Origin of the sequence: Bacillus sp. BR3(2024) (assembly GCF_039134555.1) — a bacterium.
Taxonomy (GTDB): domain Bacteria; phylum Bacillota; class Bacilli; order Bacillales; family Bacillaceae_G; genus Bacillus_A; species Bacillus_A cereus.
The window spans coordinates 2,404,800-2,420,622 of sequence record NZ_CP152433.1; the positions used below are offsets into that span (position 1 = coordinate 2,404,800).

A 15,823-nucleotide genomic window follows, 5' to 3' on the forward strand; every position below is an offset into this window, starting at 1 on the left:
GGGATGAACAAAACCCCCACTGATTAAAGTTTCACTTTATGATATCTGAGGAGAGGTGAGAAAAATGGATTTACAAGAACCGAAGTTAAAAGGGGTAATAGCAACATTACAAATAATCGGTGGGAAATGGAAGTCACTCATTTTGTTTATTTTGCTAACAGATGGAATGAAACGTTTTGGTGAATTAAAGCGATTGATACCAGATATATCTCAAGGGACGTTAGCGAAGCAATTACGTGAATTAGAGCAAGATCAACTAATAAAACGCGAAATTTATCAAGAAATACCACCTAAAGTAGAATATAGCTTAACTGAACATGGAAAAACAGTCAGTACTGTTTTGGATAGTATGTGTAGTTGGGGAAGAGGGCATTTAGAATATATAGATAAAGATAAACCATAAAAATGTTATGTAAACTTATTGTGGTGTGAAGGGAAATGTTGTTTTAATAATTTGTATTTTATAATATATAATTAAGGAGTGTCGTAGGTTATTATACATATTTAATTTATTTTTACAAAGGGGAAGTAATAAGATGAACGAATTAGAGTATAAAAGCTTCTATGATAAAGTAGGAAGATTAAATGGATGGGATTTTAGCAAAATAAAATGTGAAACTGTAGGAGATACATGGGACTTTTATAGTGAGGTAAAAGAAAGGTGTAAACCATCACATATTTTACTTGATGTTGGTACAGGCGGAGGAGAAAATGTACTATAGCATCATCAGCTAAATTGTTGATTGGAATTGATAATTCTAACGGCATGATTGCAACGGCACATTCTAACTTGAAAAAATCAGGTGTACAAAATGTTGAGTTTCTTCAAATGGGTTCTGAAGCTTTAACATTTCCACATGCACATTTTGATATTGCTTCAAGTTGTCATGCCCCGTTTCTGGCATCTGAGTTAGCGAAAGTAATGAAAAAGGGTGCCTTTTTCTTAACACAACAAGTAAGTGAGAATGATAAATTAAACCTGAAAGAAGCATTTGGTAGAGGACAATGCTTAGGTGAACGGGATGGTACTTTAAAAGAAAATTATATGAATGAACTTATTAGTGCAGGATTTGATCTCGTGCAAGTACGTGAATATGATGTTACTGATTATTACAGTAGGTCTGAAGATCTCATTTTCTTATTAAAACATACCCCTATTATTCCTAGATTCGGAGAACAGGAAGAGGATTTTACTATTTTACAAAAGTTCATTGATACGTATAGTTCTGAAAAAGGGATTCGTACTAATTCAAAAAGAATTATGATTATTGCTGTTAAATTATAATGTATTTTAGTGTAAAAGCTGCTTTTCATTTAAAGAAAAGCAGCTTTTTGTGTGGAAAAGAATACAGGAAATACTTGAAAATAATAGAAATAAATAAAGTGTAAATTAAAAAATCAAAATATGGAGGATAAATGTTTTGAAACGTTACTATATTAGCAATGAAAAAATAAATGTACATATTACTGAATGGGGGAATAATGAGAAGCCCGTTATCTTTTGTTTACATGGATTAGGTAGTACGAGTTTAAGTTTTATAGAAATTGCTGAGGAATTAAAAGAAGAGTATAGATTTATCTCCGTTGATGCACCTGGACATGGTAAAACCCCCCCATTTGAAAGAACAGAAGATTATGAGATGCACAATTTAGCAAATTGGTTAAATGAAATAATAAATGAATTGAGAATCGAATACTTCTATTTTCTATCACATTCATGGGGAAGTTTTGTAGCGTTATTTTATTTGTTAAATCATCCAGAAAAAGTACAAGGAAGTATTCTTATTGATGGTGGATATCAAACAAAAAGGCTTAAAGAAGAAACGTTGGAAGAAGAAATTGCTTATTATGAAAAGGACTTTGATGAATACGTTTTTAATAATTGGGACGAATTTTTCAAAAGTGAAAAAGCAGCTTATACTAGGTGGTCTTCATTGTTAGAAGTTGCTGTAAAGGATCTAGGGATCGAAATGGATAATAAAGTATGGTGGCATGCCAGGGGAAATACAGCTAGTAATATAATAAGAGGTATGCATAAAGATGAAACAATAGATATATATGAGAAGCTACCGGCTAATATTGTATTACTTCGAGCTACAGTCCCACAAGTTTGGGCGGATTATAGAGATAAGACAGCAAATGTTTTTAAAGAGAAAACGGACAGTATAGTAAAAGTAATTCCTGATACTACACACATGTTGCACTGGGATAAACCAGAAATTGTTATAGCGGAAATAAAAAATAATTGGAGCTAACATATTCATACTAAAGTTGTAGTTTCTATATGAAAAATCCATCCTTCCGTTTGATTTTATCTATTTATAAGTGTAATACAATACGAATAGATAATAAGAAATGAGGGGGAATGTAAAGTGATTACACATATATCAGATATAAAACTACAAACGGTTTCCATAGAAGGGGTAAAACAAGTTTATAAGGACATATTATCTTTTCCAATAAAAAAAGAAACAGCATCCTTCATTCAATTTGAAGTAACACCTTATACAACAATTAGTTTTCAAGAAGTGTATGAACCAATTGCACCTGCACATTTTCCTTTTGAAATCCCATATTCAAAATTTCATGAAACAGCAATATGGCTTGAGGAGTCTGGATTACTCATTGTGAAATGGAAAGATGGTCATATAATTGATGAAGAGGATGAGCGATTCAATTTATACTTTAAAGACGGAGATGGAAATCTACTCGAAATTATCGCGCATAGTTATGTTAAAGAAGATGTATTAGTACCGCAGTCACCTTTAAACATTTTATATGTAAGGGAAATTGGTCTTCCTGTTAAAAGTGTACCTATTTTTAGGGAATGGCTGAAATCAAATCTAAATATGAAAACGATGGAAGACGGGGATATTTTTAACTTTGTAGTTGGTGGCACTGCTTATGTCGTCGCAACTTGGTGGCAGCGACCTTGGATTCCAATCGCGATGAAAGCTCTATCACCGAAAGTACACGTTTCTTTCGGAACACCAGACGTCGCATTTTTACAGCGAATCCAAAATAACTTTAAGAAAAATAGTGTATCATTTGAATGTAAACGTAATGAAGTATCATTTATTGAGCAAGGATATACATTTTCAATTGTGCATACATCAGAGTTTCATTCTGATATTCCTAAACAATTAAACTTACCGCTTTCTATTTAAGGATGAAAAGCGGTAAGTTTTTTGTATATTCGTGAAGAAGGTTTTAGCTAGGGTTACAGTGAATTTAAAGAGAAGTACAAGGTGTTATTTTAATTTATGTTAAGGGGAGAAATGAAGTGGTTTTAGGTAATCCAATTGCAAAAGGGAATACTGCAGAAATTTATTTAACTGATGATAAGGTTGTAAAATTATTTAAAGATTACCTCCCAGATACAGAGTCTATGAATGAAGCAAAAAAACAAAAATATGCGTATTCATGCGGGCTGCCAGTTCCAAACGTATTTGAAGTAATAAAGATACAAAATAGACAGGCAATTATTATGGAACATGTAAAAGGGGACAACATTGGTGATCTTCTGCTTAATAATTTAAATGAGGCAGAGCGTTATATCGGCCTTTGTGTTAATGAGCAAAAAAAAATCCATGCTATACATGTAAATACAGATGAAATGGAGTTAATGAGGGAAAGGTTAGAGAGTCAAATTAAATCTGTACATAAATTGGATGAAAACAAAAAGAAAAACATATTACTAAAATTAGATTCTATTACATTTGATTTTAGGCTATGTCATGGAGATTTCCATCCATTTAATTTAATTTTGAGTAAGGAAGAGAAAGTGAAAGTTATAGACTGGGTAGATGCTAGTTCAGGGGATATTCGCGCAGATGTATTTCGAACATATTTGTTGTACTCACAATCTTCGGTAGAATTAGCTGAGATGTATTTACATATATATTGCAGTCGTACCGGCATATCAAGAGATGAAGTTTTTCAATGGGCTCCTATTATTATTGCAGCTAGATTTTCTGAAAAAGTATCACCGCAAAATGAAGTGTATTTGAGAAGATTATTGAATCAGTATTTATAAGTCATAAAAAAGGTTGTCAGCTAATTAATAAATGCTGTTGTTTAACCAAAGTTTCCTTGCAGTTAAACAACGGCATTCTTAAATATTGATATAGGTATTCTTATTTTCGATCTTCATCCTATAAAGGTTCATAATCCGTACTTGTTCCTCCGTTAATTCTTCTTTATCCCAATACATATGCATTAAGCTATATTCAAAAATCTCCTTTAATTTAATAAATAACGGAAACTTGTCTTTCATCTCTTTTGGTAGCTCATTTTCCTCTTGGTAGCCTTCAAATAGTGCTTTTGTAATAGAATACTCATAGTCAACGATATTCCCATTTCCAGCAAATGAATATTCTATCGCACTATAAATAGGAACGGCTAAATCGAATATGTAAAAATGTTTTTCGCAGTCTTGAAAATCTATCATTGTTAAGTTTGAATTATTTTCGACTAAAATGTTTTCTAACCATAAATCTCCGTGTATTAAGCCGTAATTTGAAGGGGATTTTGGTAGCTCTTTTATGGAAGTTAAAACGTCAGATGCAATTTCTCTTATTGTATTTTCTTCTTTAGGGATATATTTAAGAAAATTATATTCTTCATTTTCATACCAATCGTTTATATGTTTTACTGGTTTAATCTTTTCAAAGCTTTTAGATATACGATGTAATTTTCCAATTTGTTTACCAAGTTTTTTAAATATATTAGAATTCCATTCAGACCTTGGTAAATGTATACCAGGAGCAGCTTTATATAATACAGCAAAAATCTCCTTGTCTAATGTGAATTTTTCTACAAAATTCCCTTGTAATGAAGGGATTATTGGTGGAACACCTAAACCATTTTGATATGAAAAATTTGTATATAAAACTTCCTCTATCTGTTCTTCATATGTTTTGTAGTTTGTAATTCTACTGAAGTATGTACCTTGTTCTGTAAGACATTCATACATCTCATTTGTTATTGGCTTAATGTTAATAAAATTCAACGGATACTGTTCATTTATGAATTGAAGTATTTCTTTTTCTAGCTTGTTCATTGAAACGTCCTTTCCAAACCTTAATTTTTTAACTTGGGAATTAAAAGAATTTTATTTTATAAAATTCGTGTTTAATTTTTGAAATCCTTTAAAATGAAATATGATGTAAATTGACCTTTAATAATTAGTAAGGTGTTGCCAACATACTCATTAACGCTAAATTGAAAAATGAATAGAAGGTATGACAAAATAAGATAGATGAAAAAATATAAAATTAATACTTATATATAGATTATAAAGATTTTAGAGAAAGGCTCATGTTATAAAACACAAGAAATATCAAAAGAAAGAAACGCACTTCTCCTATACTTTTAAATAAGGAGTGAAGGAAATGAATGAACATATACAGCAGATGATTAATTGGATTGAGAGCAATTTAAAAAAGAGATTTTCATTAGATGAATTATCTCGTTACATGGGGTATTCTCCTTATTATTGCTCTTTTAAATTTCATCAAGTAACGGGTTTCAGTATTAGACGTTATATTCTTCTTAGAAGGTTGTATTTATCTACAGAAGATTTAAAGAATGGTAGGAAGATAATTGAGGTAGCGTTGGATTACGATTACTCTTCCCAAGAGGCTTATAGTAGAGCTTTCAAAAATGTTTTTGGAATGAATCCAAGAGAATACCAACTTAACAAAATGCCTATTCAATCATTTGTTAAACTAAATTTAAATAAAGAAGGGGCGTTTAAAATGAATATTTCTAGAAAAATAGAGGTTGAACAGTTACGAGATAGGAAGAGTGAGCTATTTGATAAAGAGGTACTTAACATATTAAATGGTCAAGTTATGTATGAAGAATTTAAAAACGAAAAGCTAATGGGTGATTCTGATTATGCACCATTTAATGAGGCAATGTGTGTGAACTCGGCTACTACTCAAGTTTTTAATGAAGAGTTTATTAAAACAAGAGCGAAAGGACATAACAGTTCAGTAGAAAGTTATATAAAAAAGGTTATAGATCCGTTAGAAAACCTTTTTACGAAAAAGTATAAATGTATTGTTCTATGGTTTGGTGAAGATATGTTTTGCCAAATGAACCTACTTACCATACTTTCTCACCTTGAACAGTCTGCTTATGAAGGGAAGGTATACTTAAATAGCTTTAGAGAGGATGAATTTAAAGTAAATCAAATTGAACTTGAATTGGGGAATTATTCTTCTATATACAATGAAGTATTAGTAAACCATAAAAAGACCTCTCATAAGGTACCACCTGTAATGTATCAGGCTATAGACTTATTTTTAGAAATGTTAACAGAAGATAATGCAGTAATGAAATTCATCTCTAAAAATAAAGATTTATCAACTCGTGAATTATTAATAAAGTTGTTTTATCTTTTTCCAACAATCGGATATGGAGATACTCAGTACATAGAGCTGATTAATAAAATAAAGAAGAAAGCTACACCAAAAATATAGGTGCAGCTTTCTTCTTATAATTGCTCAAGTAATTCTAATTCTTTTTCTACAAATAGCATTAGTTCTTTAATTGTTTCACCAGAAAAATCAAAACGAATATCGGCTGCATCATACACTTCTTTTATAGATTGCGAGCTTCCTAGTGATAATGACTTTTTATAATTTTCTAGTGCTTGCTTAGGTTCCTCTTTATATTGTTTATACATTTGTAAAGCGCCAAGTTGGGCGATCGCATATTCAATATAATAAAATGGTACTTCAAAAATATGGAGTACAGGTAACCAACTCGTTGCTATCCAGTTTTCGTAGCCATCAATATGTATGACGCTAGACTGATAATGTTTTTGAAGTTGTAAGTATTTTTCATTTCTTTCTTCAGAAGTATGGCTTGGATTTTCATACAGCCAGTGTTGAAATTGATCGACAATAAGCATAACAGGTAAATATGAAATAACATCTTTAAAGAAGTTAATTTTTGCTTGTTTTAAATCTTTTTTGTCTGTATAGAAGGTATCCCAATAATTAAGCGAGAATAATTCCATTGTCATACTGGCTAGTTCAGCTGTTTCAGCTGGAATTTCTATATACTGTCGTAATTTTAATGGTTTTATGAGTTCGTTATGAATGCTATGCCCCATTTCGTGTATAAAAGTTATAATATCATCTTGTGTATAATTTAAGTTCATAAAAATATAAGATAATTGTGAAGCGGGTAAGTACTCACAAAAGCCACCAGCTGCTTTTCCTTTGCGGCTTGTTAAATCAAGACAATTGTGTTTATACATTCGGTTTAAAAGTGCTGAAAATTCAACATCTAGTTTATTAAAGATATGAGTGCTTTTTTCAATTAAATCATTTTCATTTGCAATTGGTTTAAGTACTTTTTGATCTGGAGTTACAGCTGATACATCCCACGGGCAAAGCGTATCCACTTGCAGTTTCTCTTTTTTCTCTAGTAATATTTTATCTTTAAGAGGCACAACATACTTACGTATAGATTCAGCTAGTTCATAGCAATCTTTCGCTGAATAATCAAAACGCTCGTATTTTTTGAACATATAATCGCGATAATTCTCTAGTTGAATATTTTTTGCTTTTTGATGGCGAATTTCAATTAATTGATTTAATATGTTTTGGAGTTCTTTTTCAACAGATAAAAACTGTTCAGAAATAATGGTTTTTGCCTTTTTACGGATGTCACGATTCGAATCTTGTAAATAGGATTGTAATTCTGTTATCGTTTTTTCTTCTCCGTCCCAAATGGCACTTAATCCTCCAGTGATTTCAAAGTACTCTGTGACTAATTTGTCTTCCTTTATTTCTAATTCGATATTGTCCTCACAAAATAACTTTTGAGCATTTTTTATTTTTGTATCTAATAAACCATATACGTTAGAATCTAATTCCATTCGAAAAGGTGACTCTAAATATTTATTATCCAATAAATTTTGGTACCGTTTTAAAAGTGGCTTTACAAATTGTTGATCATGTTCAAAAGTATCCTTTATTTTTTCATCATCCGTATTACATTGAAAGGCGATATAATGTAATCTTAATTGTTCTTCGATGTCCCAAATTACTTTTGATTGCTCATTTAACCAGTTTTCAAGGTCTAGCCTTGAAGAAATCTTTTTATTTAATAAAGTCGAAAGTGTTTTTTCCAATTGTAGTACATTACTAATATCAATCGTATTTACACGTTGCATTATATATCCCTCACTTTTTATGTATTCATGGAGATATTCTATTTATTAATTGTAATTCCCTTTTTAAGAGGAGAAAATGTGAAATAATGTTAAATTATAGAAGGTATTTATATGTGAAAGTAAAGTTTATCGTAAATGAAAATTTACGGAGGGAAGTGCAATGAAAGGAGGAAAGAAGTTGATTGTATTTTTATTTTCAATTGCTTTATTGTGTGCTTGTGAGCCTGAAATGGAAGAATCTAAAAGTGAAGATTCTATAGTGATGGATATTGCTACAGCAGCTGTAAAGGAGGAATCTTTTTTTAGTGCTGCTATAAGAGATGAAAAAGCAAGAATAGTAGATTTAGAGATTGCTGATAGCGAAAATGCTAACGAAATAAAAAAAGAAATTAATAAAAGATTGCAAATTCAAGGCGTTATGTCCTATAAAGTAAATATATCGCAAAGAAACAAGGAGATTGTAAATGCAGAACATAGATGGGAGTTAGTTTTTGGACATATATTTGATGACGTATTCAGAAAAAATGGAAATGAAGGGTTTGGTATTCAGCAAATAAATTATAAAAAGAATCAACCTGTTACCATTGATATAAAAACTAAGATTAGCGATGATGAAGTAGGGGCGAGAGAACTTGGACAGAAAATAGAAAAAGAAGTTGAAGTTGTACTTAAAACAGAAGCAGTAAAGAAATGGATTGAAAATGATTCATATGCTATTGGGATTTACGATATAGATGATCGGAAAATTAACTAATTGAGGAATGAATGCTATATGAATAGAAAACCGATGGAATCAAATATAGAATTGCTGGAGGAGGTGTAATATGTATAAGTATTTACATATTTTAAATGACATTGAAAATAAGATTCAAAATGGAGATATAAAAGAAGGAAAGAAATTACCGTCTATACGGTCACTCGTTACGCAATATGAATGTAATAAGGCAACAGTTATACGTGCGCTTCATGAATTAGAAAAGCGTCACATTATATATTCTGTCCCTCAAAGTGGATACTACGTTGTTAAAAAATCAGAGAGTACTATAGAAAATAACGAGATAATTGATTTTGCCTCCTCAGCACCAGATCCAGATGTTTTTCCGTATTTAGATTTTCAACATTGTATTAATAAGGCTATTGATACGTATAAAAATGATTTGTTTGTATATGGAACGCCGAAAGGCTTACCATCTTTAATACCAGTTATTCAAAAACAACTAGCAAATTATCAAGTCTTTACAAAAGAAGAAAATATTTTTATAACATCAGGTGTTCAGCAGGCACTTGCTATATTAACTTCTATACCATTTCCGAATGGAAATGAAACTGTATTAATTGAACAACCAACATATCATCTATATATTGATTATCTAGAAATAAATAAAGTTCCTGTAATCGGTATTAAACGTACGAATGAAGGTATCGATTTGAATGAATTGGAGCAAATATTTCAAACCGGAAAAATAAAATTCTTCTATACGATACCGAGATATCATCATCCGCTTGGAACGTCTTATTCTAAAGATGAGAAAGAAAAAATCAAACTATTGGCTAAGAGATACAATGTATTTATAGTGGAAGATGATTATTTAGCAGATTTAGAAACTGATTCAAAAGCAGATCCATTATATAGCTTGGATAATTGTAGTCATGTCATATATTTGAAAAGTTATTCGAAGATTATTTTTCCAGGTTTACGGGTTGGAGTTGCGGTCATTCCACCATCCATTGCAAATGCGTTCTATACATACAAAAAGATACTAGATATTGATAGTCCGATGATTTCTCAAGCGGCTTTAGAAATTTATATAAAGAGCGGTATGTTTGAACGTCATAAAAGTAAAATTAATTCTTCCTACTATAATAGATCAATAAAACTAGCAGAAACATTAGAAAAAGTGCAAAATGAAGATCCATCATTATTTACATATAATAGACAAAACACATTTGGAATACACACTTGTTTAGAAATGCAGAAAAACACAGTTACAGAAACACTTATACAAAAATTAGGTGACAGGCAAATAAGTGTCGATACTATTGATAAGAATTATATGAGGAATTTTCCTAAAGAAAAACTGTTAAAGTTAAATGTTTCGAATGTAAAAGAAGATAAGATTGAAGAAGGTATTCGTAAAGTAATTGAGGAAATCAAGCAATTAAGACAGTTTAATTTTCAGTTTAGAAAAGAATAATTTGAATTAGGAGGTTCGTTGTGAGGCGCAAAATCATTCTCTTGTTTGTATGTAGCGCTATAGTGGCAGGTGCAATTGTTGTGATTACATATTATAAAAAAAGAGGATTAATGCATAGCAGTTGCAAAGTATTCAAGAGGTATTATCGTAGATTAAAATAACGAACCTATAACTAATGTGAAAATTTATGAAGATTCAATTGAAAGTAAGATGCGTAGTATTTCAAATGCACAAGGTGAATTTGAAATACCACATGGAGTTTGTGGTGAAATTGCATTAAAATTAGTTACTCAGAATGGGGAAGTCTATACGAGAAAATATGATAAGAATCATGTGTAAGAAGAAAACTAAAGGTGAATAAAATGAAACCATTACAGAGAAAAGTAGCAGTTGTGGACGGAGCAACTATATATGTAACTGAATAACTATATGTTTTTTAAGAGCGCTCTTAGAAAAGAGTGCTCTTTTTCATTAATGTAAATATTTACATAGCATCTTTTTAAAATGATTTTTATCATAATTTACATATTGCGTAGCTGTATTTCGTATTGGATCTCCGGCATAAAATCTTTCATACAATTCGTGTCTAGATCCTAATGGACTTCCAATGATATCCCAGGCTAACTTAAATAATTTTGTGCGTTGTTCGGCATCTATATTCGTTCCTTTAAAGTGCTTTTTCAATAAATTAGCTATCGGACTTTGGAAGTCATTCGAGCTCGAAGGAAGTTGAATGAACCCACCTGCTCCAATTAATTGTAAAATTTCTATTGCACGGGGATAATATTTGGAACCAAGATTCTTTGCAGTTTCGATATATTTAAAATTCGGCAAATAAGTTTTCGTTTCATTTGTAGTACCTTCAACTTCTGCAGCAATTAAAAGTGCGCGAATTGTTTCGATTTGCATAATTAATTCCCCAAGCTTCTCTTGAACATGCAAATAAGTAGTAGCACCGATCGCTTCAGCAATTTCACAAGCAATTGCAGTTATAAATTCTAGCTTTACTACTAATCGTACAATTGCTTGGTGATAAGCTAAACTACTAGAAGCTACATCTGACTTTATTGCCCATAACGCTTCAGGGTTGTTATATAGTAAGACTCGTTCCCATGGTACAAATACATTATCAAAGATTAATAGTGCATCCATTTCATCGTACTGTGAGCTAAGAGGGGAATCAACTGTAATTGAATGTGTATTCGCAAATGGTTCTCTACAAACCATATGTAATCCAGGGGAATTGGCTGCCACGATGAGAAAGTGAGCTAAATCTTTTTGAGTATCAGTCAGTTTTGCTAATGGATAGATTAATAAATCATTTGAATAAGGAGAAGCAGTACCAATCATTTTAGCACCACTTAAATAAATTCCATCAGAAGTTTTTTTCGTAACTCTTAGTAATCCTAAGTCGTTTGTATTCAACATTGATTCTGTAGATCGATTTATTTGTGGATCACGTTGAACTACGCTTAAGAATAAGTGATTATCTCTTGCTTCTTCATAATAAGATGTAATTTTATCTGGAAACTGTGCATCGAATTTTTTATAAAAATATTTTGATACGTACCAGCCAGTAAGTCTCGATCTTGCGTAATCAGATAGTCTACTCATTACACCGTCTGTAGCATAACTCCACGTTTCAAAAGCGGTTCTCCTCATTAATAATTCGTTATAGGAATTCGGAACTAAAAAGGCTGTATGGACAAATTCTTTCGTTTTTGGACTAACATATCCAACAGAATCTCTTCGTATTGGATCATCAAACAATGTAAATAAATTAGAAATGGTACTTAATGTTCCTGCAAAATGTTTGTCTGTAGTTACATCTACTTTTTGTCCATAGAGCCAAACGTTACGACCATCTTGTAAGCTCTTTATATAGTAATCTTTCAAATTTTGCATATTTCCTCCTTCTAAAGACTATTCATATATTTGGACATCTTTTAATGGTGGGGAATATACGTGGAAAGTTATTACTGCTGAATCTGTTATACATTTTATGCACAGTATCTTTTTTTACTGTGAAAATATTTCCCTCTGTAAACTCTTCAATCCGCTCGCTATTATTTTCGTACGTTATATTTTGTAACGTACCATTGACTATTAGTATACATCCTACAGATATTCCATGATCGTGCACAAAGGTCTTTGCTTTGCTGGGGAAATTTAATACTAAAATCTCTACGAATTCAGACTGATAGATAACGTTCCTTCCGTATTCAAGATTAACTGGTGAAGTAATAAAAGGAGCTATTTTATGAAGTGAAATATTTAATGATTGAATAGTGTGTATTAAATTGAACGTATCGTAGTTACATAGGTTATTAAATGCCTTTCTTATGTTATGAATCAATTGCATGTACAACTTCCTCCTAAGCATTTGCAGTGAAAGAAAGTAATCTCCTATTATATCGTGTGTAGTTGATTACATAACATTGTATTGAATAAATTCAAAAAGGTGACTGGTTTTAATTGGGTAATATTTGCTCTGGACTACATGGTAATTAATTCCTTTTTTATGGTATGCTTGAACTATAGCCCGCTTTCTATTGGAAAGGTGATGAAATAAATGGCAGTTCTTTTAGTGGATAATCTATATCAAATGTCTATTGTTTTACTGATCTTATGTTCATTTTGTTTTTATAGATATTTAAAGAAAATAAAAAGGGAAAGAAAGCTTACAGGTTTTGAAATTACGATGTATATCGTGACGCAACTTGCGTATTTCATTTGGGCGGCAACGACTTTTCTTAAAATGTTATCAGAATAGTAATCTTGAAGTATTAGACGCTGAACAGAAAGGTACAGGAGCATTAAAGGTATAAACGTGGGCAAGGGTAATCTATCATCTATTAGGTAAATAAATTTAGTCGAAATTTAGATGGATAACAATATTACTTATAACATCTTTATAAAAAGAGAGGATATAAATGGAACAATATAAGTTAATTGTAAAAGGGCCTAAACAACTTGAGTGGGAAACAAATGAAATTAAGGACATACAGGACGATGAAATTATCGTTAAAACAATCGCAGGATCGATAAGCATTGGGGCCGAGTTACCACAGTATAATGGATCCGATGTTACAGATCCGCATCCTTTTTATCCAAGAAAAACTGGATATGAAAGTTATGGTGAAGTGATTGAAGTTGGTAATCAAGTAACACATGTAAACGTAGGTGATAAAGTAGTTTCTTTTTATGGACATGAAACGATAGGGATAGTTAAGGCGCATAAAGTAATTCGAGTGCCTAGTTCTATACAACCTAAAATTGCTTTATTATCTATTCTTTCATGTGATGCCGCTAAAGGAGTATTGAAACTAAACCCGCGACAGGATGAAAAAGTACTTATAATTGGAATGGGAGTTATTGGTTTACTCGCTTGTTATTTCTTAAAATACTATGTAGGCATTGAGCACGTGGATGTTGTTGAGCCTAATAAAAATAGAAGAGATTTTGCAAAGAAGTTTGGTACGAAAAACATATATGATTCAGAAGAGAAAATAATAGAAACATATGATTATGGTTTCGAATGTTCTGCTACAAATAGTGGGTTCCATACTTTGCAAAAAGCTCTTAAAACTAATGGTAAAATATGTATACTGTCTGATGGCAATATAGAAGAACTAACATTAACTGCTAACTTTTATCAGAAAGAATTGCAAATCATTGGATCAAGTGATGGATACGATTATCAAAAGCATGCAGATTGGTTTTTTGAAGAAATAGGAAAAACACCATTTATAGAAGAGATCTTTCAACATGAAATACATTATACTTCACTCATACAATGCTTTGATGAATTGAGTTTAGGGATAATTAAACCATTAAAAGTATATGTTTCATATGAATAACGAAAAAAATGAGAAAATATTTGTCACATACCTTACAAATGTTTCGTCACATTTATGATTACTAAATGAGGAGGAACATATATGAAAATATTTGTAGCAGGTGCAACGGGTGTAATAGGACGTTCTTTATTGCCAATGTTAATAAAAAATGGGCATACAGTTTTTGCGATGATCCGTAATACTTCGCAAGTAGAAGCAATGAAAAAGGTTGGTGCCATACCAGTAATAGCTGATGTATTTAATAGAAAGGCTGTATTTTCTGTATTAGAAGAAACAAATCCCGATGTAGTTATTCATCAATTAACGTCATTATCTTCATGGGATTTTGAGGATAATGCAAAAATTAGAACAAAAGGCACTCGTAACCTTGTCGATGCAGCTAAAAATGTAGGGGTACAGAAAATAATCGCTCAAAGTATTTCATGGGCGTATGAACCAGGGGATACATTTGCGACTGAAAAAGATTCACTACATATTACTGCTTCCATGCCTCGACAAGTCACTGTTAATGGCATATTGAAATTAGAAGAAGCTGTTACTGAATTACCTGAATCGGTAATACTTCGTTATGGCACATTATACGGACCAGGAACATGGTATGCGGAAAACGGATTAATAGCAAATCAAGTTCGTAATAATGAGATTATTGCATCAGACGGGATAATCTCGTTTATACATGTCGAAGATGCTGCAAGAGCTACTATGCTATCCCTTAATTGGCCTTCAGGAATCGTAAATATTGTAGATAATTATCCAGCAACTAGTAAAGAATGGTTACCAATATATGCAGCAGCGATAGGGGCACCTAAGCCTAAAGTTCAAGATGGGAAAAATAGTTGGGAAAGAGGAGCTTCCAATAATAAAGCACGTAAAGAGTATGGTTGGATACCTTTATTTCCATCATGGTCTGAAGGATTTAACAACTTAATAGGTAAGTAAAACACACCTTTAATGGGAATGATAGTAAAATACACCATTAAAGGATTGGGTTATTATGAATATAATTTGGGAAAGTATTATATTAACTTTTACTGGAATAATTGTTTTGAAAATGACAGGTAGTACATCTGTCAGCCAAATGACAAGAGCTGAAATCATTATAGTTGTATCAATTGGCCGTATTATTGTAGAACCTGTATTAAGTAGAAAAGTAGTCCCATCTATATTCGCGGCTATCATATTTGCAAGCATATTACTTATCATTCATTTCTTTGAATTGAAATTAAGGAAGGTGGAACAATTTTTAAATGGAAGTAGCATTATAATTGTTGAAAACGGAGAGATTGTAAAAGAGAATTTGATGCAGGCAAAAATGTCGGAACAACAACTTTATATGCAATTAAGAGAAAAAGGGATTCATGACGTAAAGAGTTTACAGCAAGTTACAGCGGAACCGAATGGTCGTATTGGTTATCAATTAATAAAAGAAGCAGAACCAATAACTTTAGAAATGTTAGAAAAATTATTAGATCGGTACAATATAAAAAGATAATTTCTCGTGAGAAAAAGCCAATACTATAACGGAAGTATTGGCTTTTTTATTTTTCTACAAACGTAAGGATTAATAAAATAGG

14 protein-coding genes and 3 pseudogenes are annotated in these 15,823 nt (G+C 31.5%); 13 read left to right on the top strand and 4 right to left on the bottom strand.

Annotated features, from left to right (window positions below; all coding sequences use genetic code 11):
• The first annotated feature begins 64 nt into the window (after positions 1–64).
• The 5 genes and pseudogenes from V7S45_RS12330 (at position 65) to V7S45_RS12350 (ending at position 4,036) form a co-directional block, all read left to right on the top strand.
• Positions 65–403: a winged helix-turn-helix transcriptional regulator gene (locus V7S45_RS12330; protein ID WP_000365537.1), complete on the top strand. Its 339-nt coding sequence runs from the start codon at positions 65–67 to the stop codon at positions 401–403.
• Positions 404–536: 133 nt separating this feature from the next.
• Positions 537–1,285, top strand: a pseudogene (locus V7S45_RS12335) (class I SAM-dependent methyltransferase).
• A gap of 136 nt (positions 1,286–1,421) precedes the next feature.
• Positions 1,422–2,255, top strand: a complete 834-nt coding sequence (locus V7S45_RS12340) for an alpha/beta hydrolase (protein WP_000833454.1) — start codon at positions 1,422–1,424, stop codon at positions 2,253–2,255.
• A 117-nt stretch (positions 2,256–2,372) separates the two neighbouring features.
• Positions 2,373–3,167 carry a glyoxalase/bleomycin resistance/dioxygenase family protein gene (locus V7S45_RS12345; protein ID WP_342761848.1) on the top strand — a complete coding sequence of 265 codons (795 nt, stop codon included), beginning with the start codon at positions 2,373–2,375 and terminating at the stop codon, positions 3,165–3,167.
• A 116-nt stretch (positions 3,168–3,283) separates the two neighbouring features.
• Positions 3,284–4,036 (top strand): aminoglycoside phosphotransferase family protein, encoded by a 753-nt coding sequence (locus tag V7S45_RS12350; protein WP_088344646.1) that lies wholly within the window; start codon positions 3,284–3,286, stop codon positions 4,034–4,036.
• Positions 4,037–4,114: 78 nt separating this feature from the next.
• Here V7S45_RS12350 and V7S45_RS12355 read toward each other — a convergent pair whose 3' ends face one another.
• A complete protein-coding gene (locus tag V7S45_RS12355; protein WP_342761849.1) occupies positions 4,115–5,062 on the bottom strand; it encodes a phosphotransferase in 948 nt (315 codons plus the stop codon).
• Between the two features lie 331 nt (positions 5,063–5,393).
• Between V7S45_RS12355 and V7S45_RS12360 the strand changes: the two genes are divergently transcribed.
• Positions 5,394–6,488: an AraC family transcriptional regulator gene (locus V7S45_RS12360; RefSeq protein WP_025687945.1), complete on the top strand. Its 1,095-nt coding sequence runs from the start codon at positions 5,394–5,396 to the stop codon at positions 6,486–6,488.
• Positions 6,489–6,502: 14 nt separating this feature from the next.
• Here V7S45_RS12360 and V7S45_RS12365 read toward each other — a convergent pair whose 3' ends face one another.
• Complete coding sequence (locus V7S45_RS12365) at positions 6,503–8,194, bottom strand: M3 family oligoendopeptidase (protein WP_342761850.1); 1,692 nt, start codon at positions 8,192–8,194, stop codon at positions 6,503–6,505.
• 160 nt (positions 8,195–8,354) lie between these two features.
• On the opposite strand from V7S45_RS12365, the gene V7S45_RS12370 reads away from it, so the two are divergent.
• The 3 genes and pseudogenes from V7S45_RS12370 to V7S45_RS12380 all read left to right on the top strand — a co-directional run bounded on the left by V7S45_RS12370 (position 8,355) and on the right by V7S45_RS12380 (position 10,728).
• Entirely contained in the window at positions 8,355–8,948 is a 594-nt protein-coding gene (locus V7S45_RS12370; RefSeq protein ID WP_088344648.1) for a DUF4030 domain-containing protein, read from the top strand.
• A 70-nt stretch (positions 8,949–9,018) separates the two neighbouring features.
• Positions 9,019–10,389: a PLP-dependent aminotransferase family protein gene (locus V7S45_RS12375; protein ID WP_342761851.1), complete on the top strand. Its 1,371-nt coding sequence runs from the start codon at positions 9,019–9,021 to the stop codon at positions 10,387–10,389.
• A 20-nt stretch (positions 10,390–10,409) separates the two neighbouring features.
• A pseudogene (locus tag V7S45_RS12380) lies at positions 10,410–10,728 on the top strand (hypothetical protein).
• A gap of 132 nt (positions 10,729–10,860) precedes the next feature.
• On the opposite strand, the gene V7S45_RS12385 reads toward V7S45_RS12380, so the two are convergent.
• On the bottom strand, positions 10,861–12,294 hold the full coding sequence (locus tag V7S45_RS12385) for a 4-hydroxyphenylacetate 3-hydroxylase N-terminal domain-containing protein (protein WP_025687949.1): 1,434 nt from the start codon (positions 12,292–12,294) through the stop codon (positions 10,861–10,863).
• 18 nt (positions 12,295–12,312) lie between these two features.
• Positions 12,313–12,751 (bottom strand): annotated as a pseudogene (locus tag V7S45_RS12390) (cysteine dioxygenase family protein).
• Positions 12,752–12,961: 210 nt separating this feature from the next.
• Between V7S45_RS12390 and V7S45_RS12395 the strand changes: the two are divergent.
• The 4 genes from V7S45_RS12395 to V7S45_RS12410 all read left to right on the top strand — a co-directional run bounded on the left by V7S45_RS12395 (position 12,962) and on the right by V7S45_RS12410 (position 15,741).
• Positions 12,962–13,162, top strand: a complete 201-nt coding sequence (locus V7S45_RS12395) for a hypothetical protein (protein ID WP_000279689.1) — start codon at positions 12,962–12,964, stop codon at positions 13,160–13,162.
• Positions 13,163–13,322: 160 nt separating this feature from the next.
• Positions 13,323–14,249, top strand: coding sequence for a zinc-binding alcohol dehydrogenase (locus tag V7S45_RS12400; RefSeq protein WP_000438848.1), 927 nt, complete (start codon positions 13,323–13,325; stop codon positions 14,247–14,249).
• An 81-nt stretch (positions 14,250–14,330) separates the two neighbouring features.
• Positions 14,331–15,188 carry an NAD(P)-dependent oxidoreductase gene (locus tag V7S45_RS12405; protein WP_000689433.1) on the top strand — a complete coding sequence of 286 codons (858 nt, stop codon included), beginning with the start codon at positions 14,331–14,333 and terminating at the stop codon, positions 15,186–15,188.
• A 55-nt stretch (positions 15,189–15,243) separates the two neighbouring features.
• Complete coding sequence (locus V7S45_RS12410) at positions 15,244–15,741, top strand: YetF domain-containing protein (protein WP_342761852.1); 498 nt, start codon at positions 15,244–15,246, stop codon at positions 15,739–15,741.
• Positions 15,742–15,823: the final 82 nt, after the last annotated feature.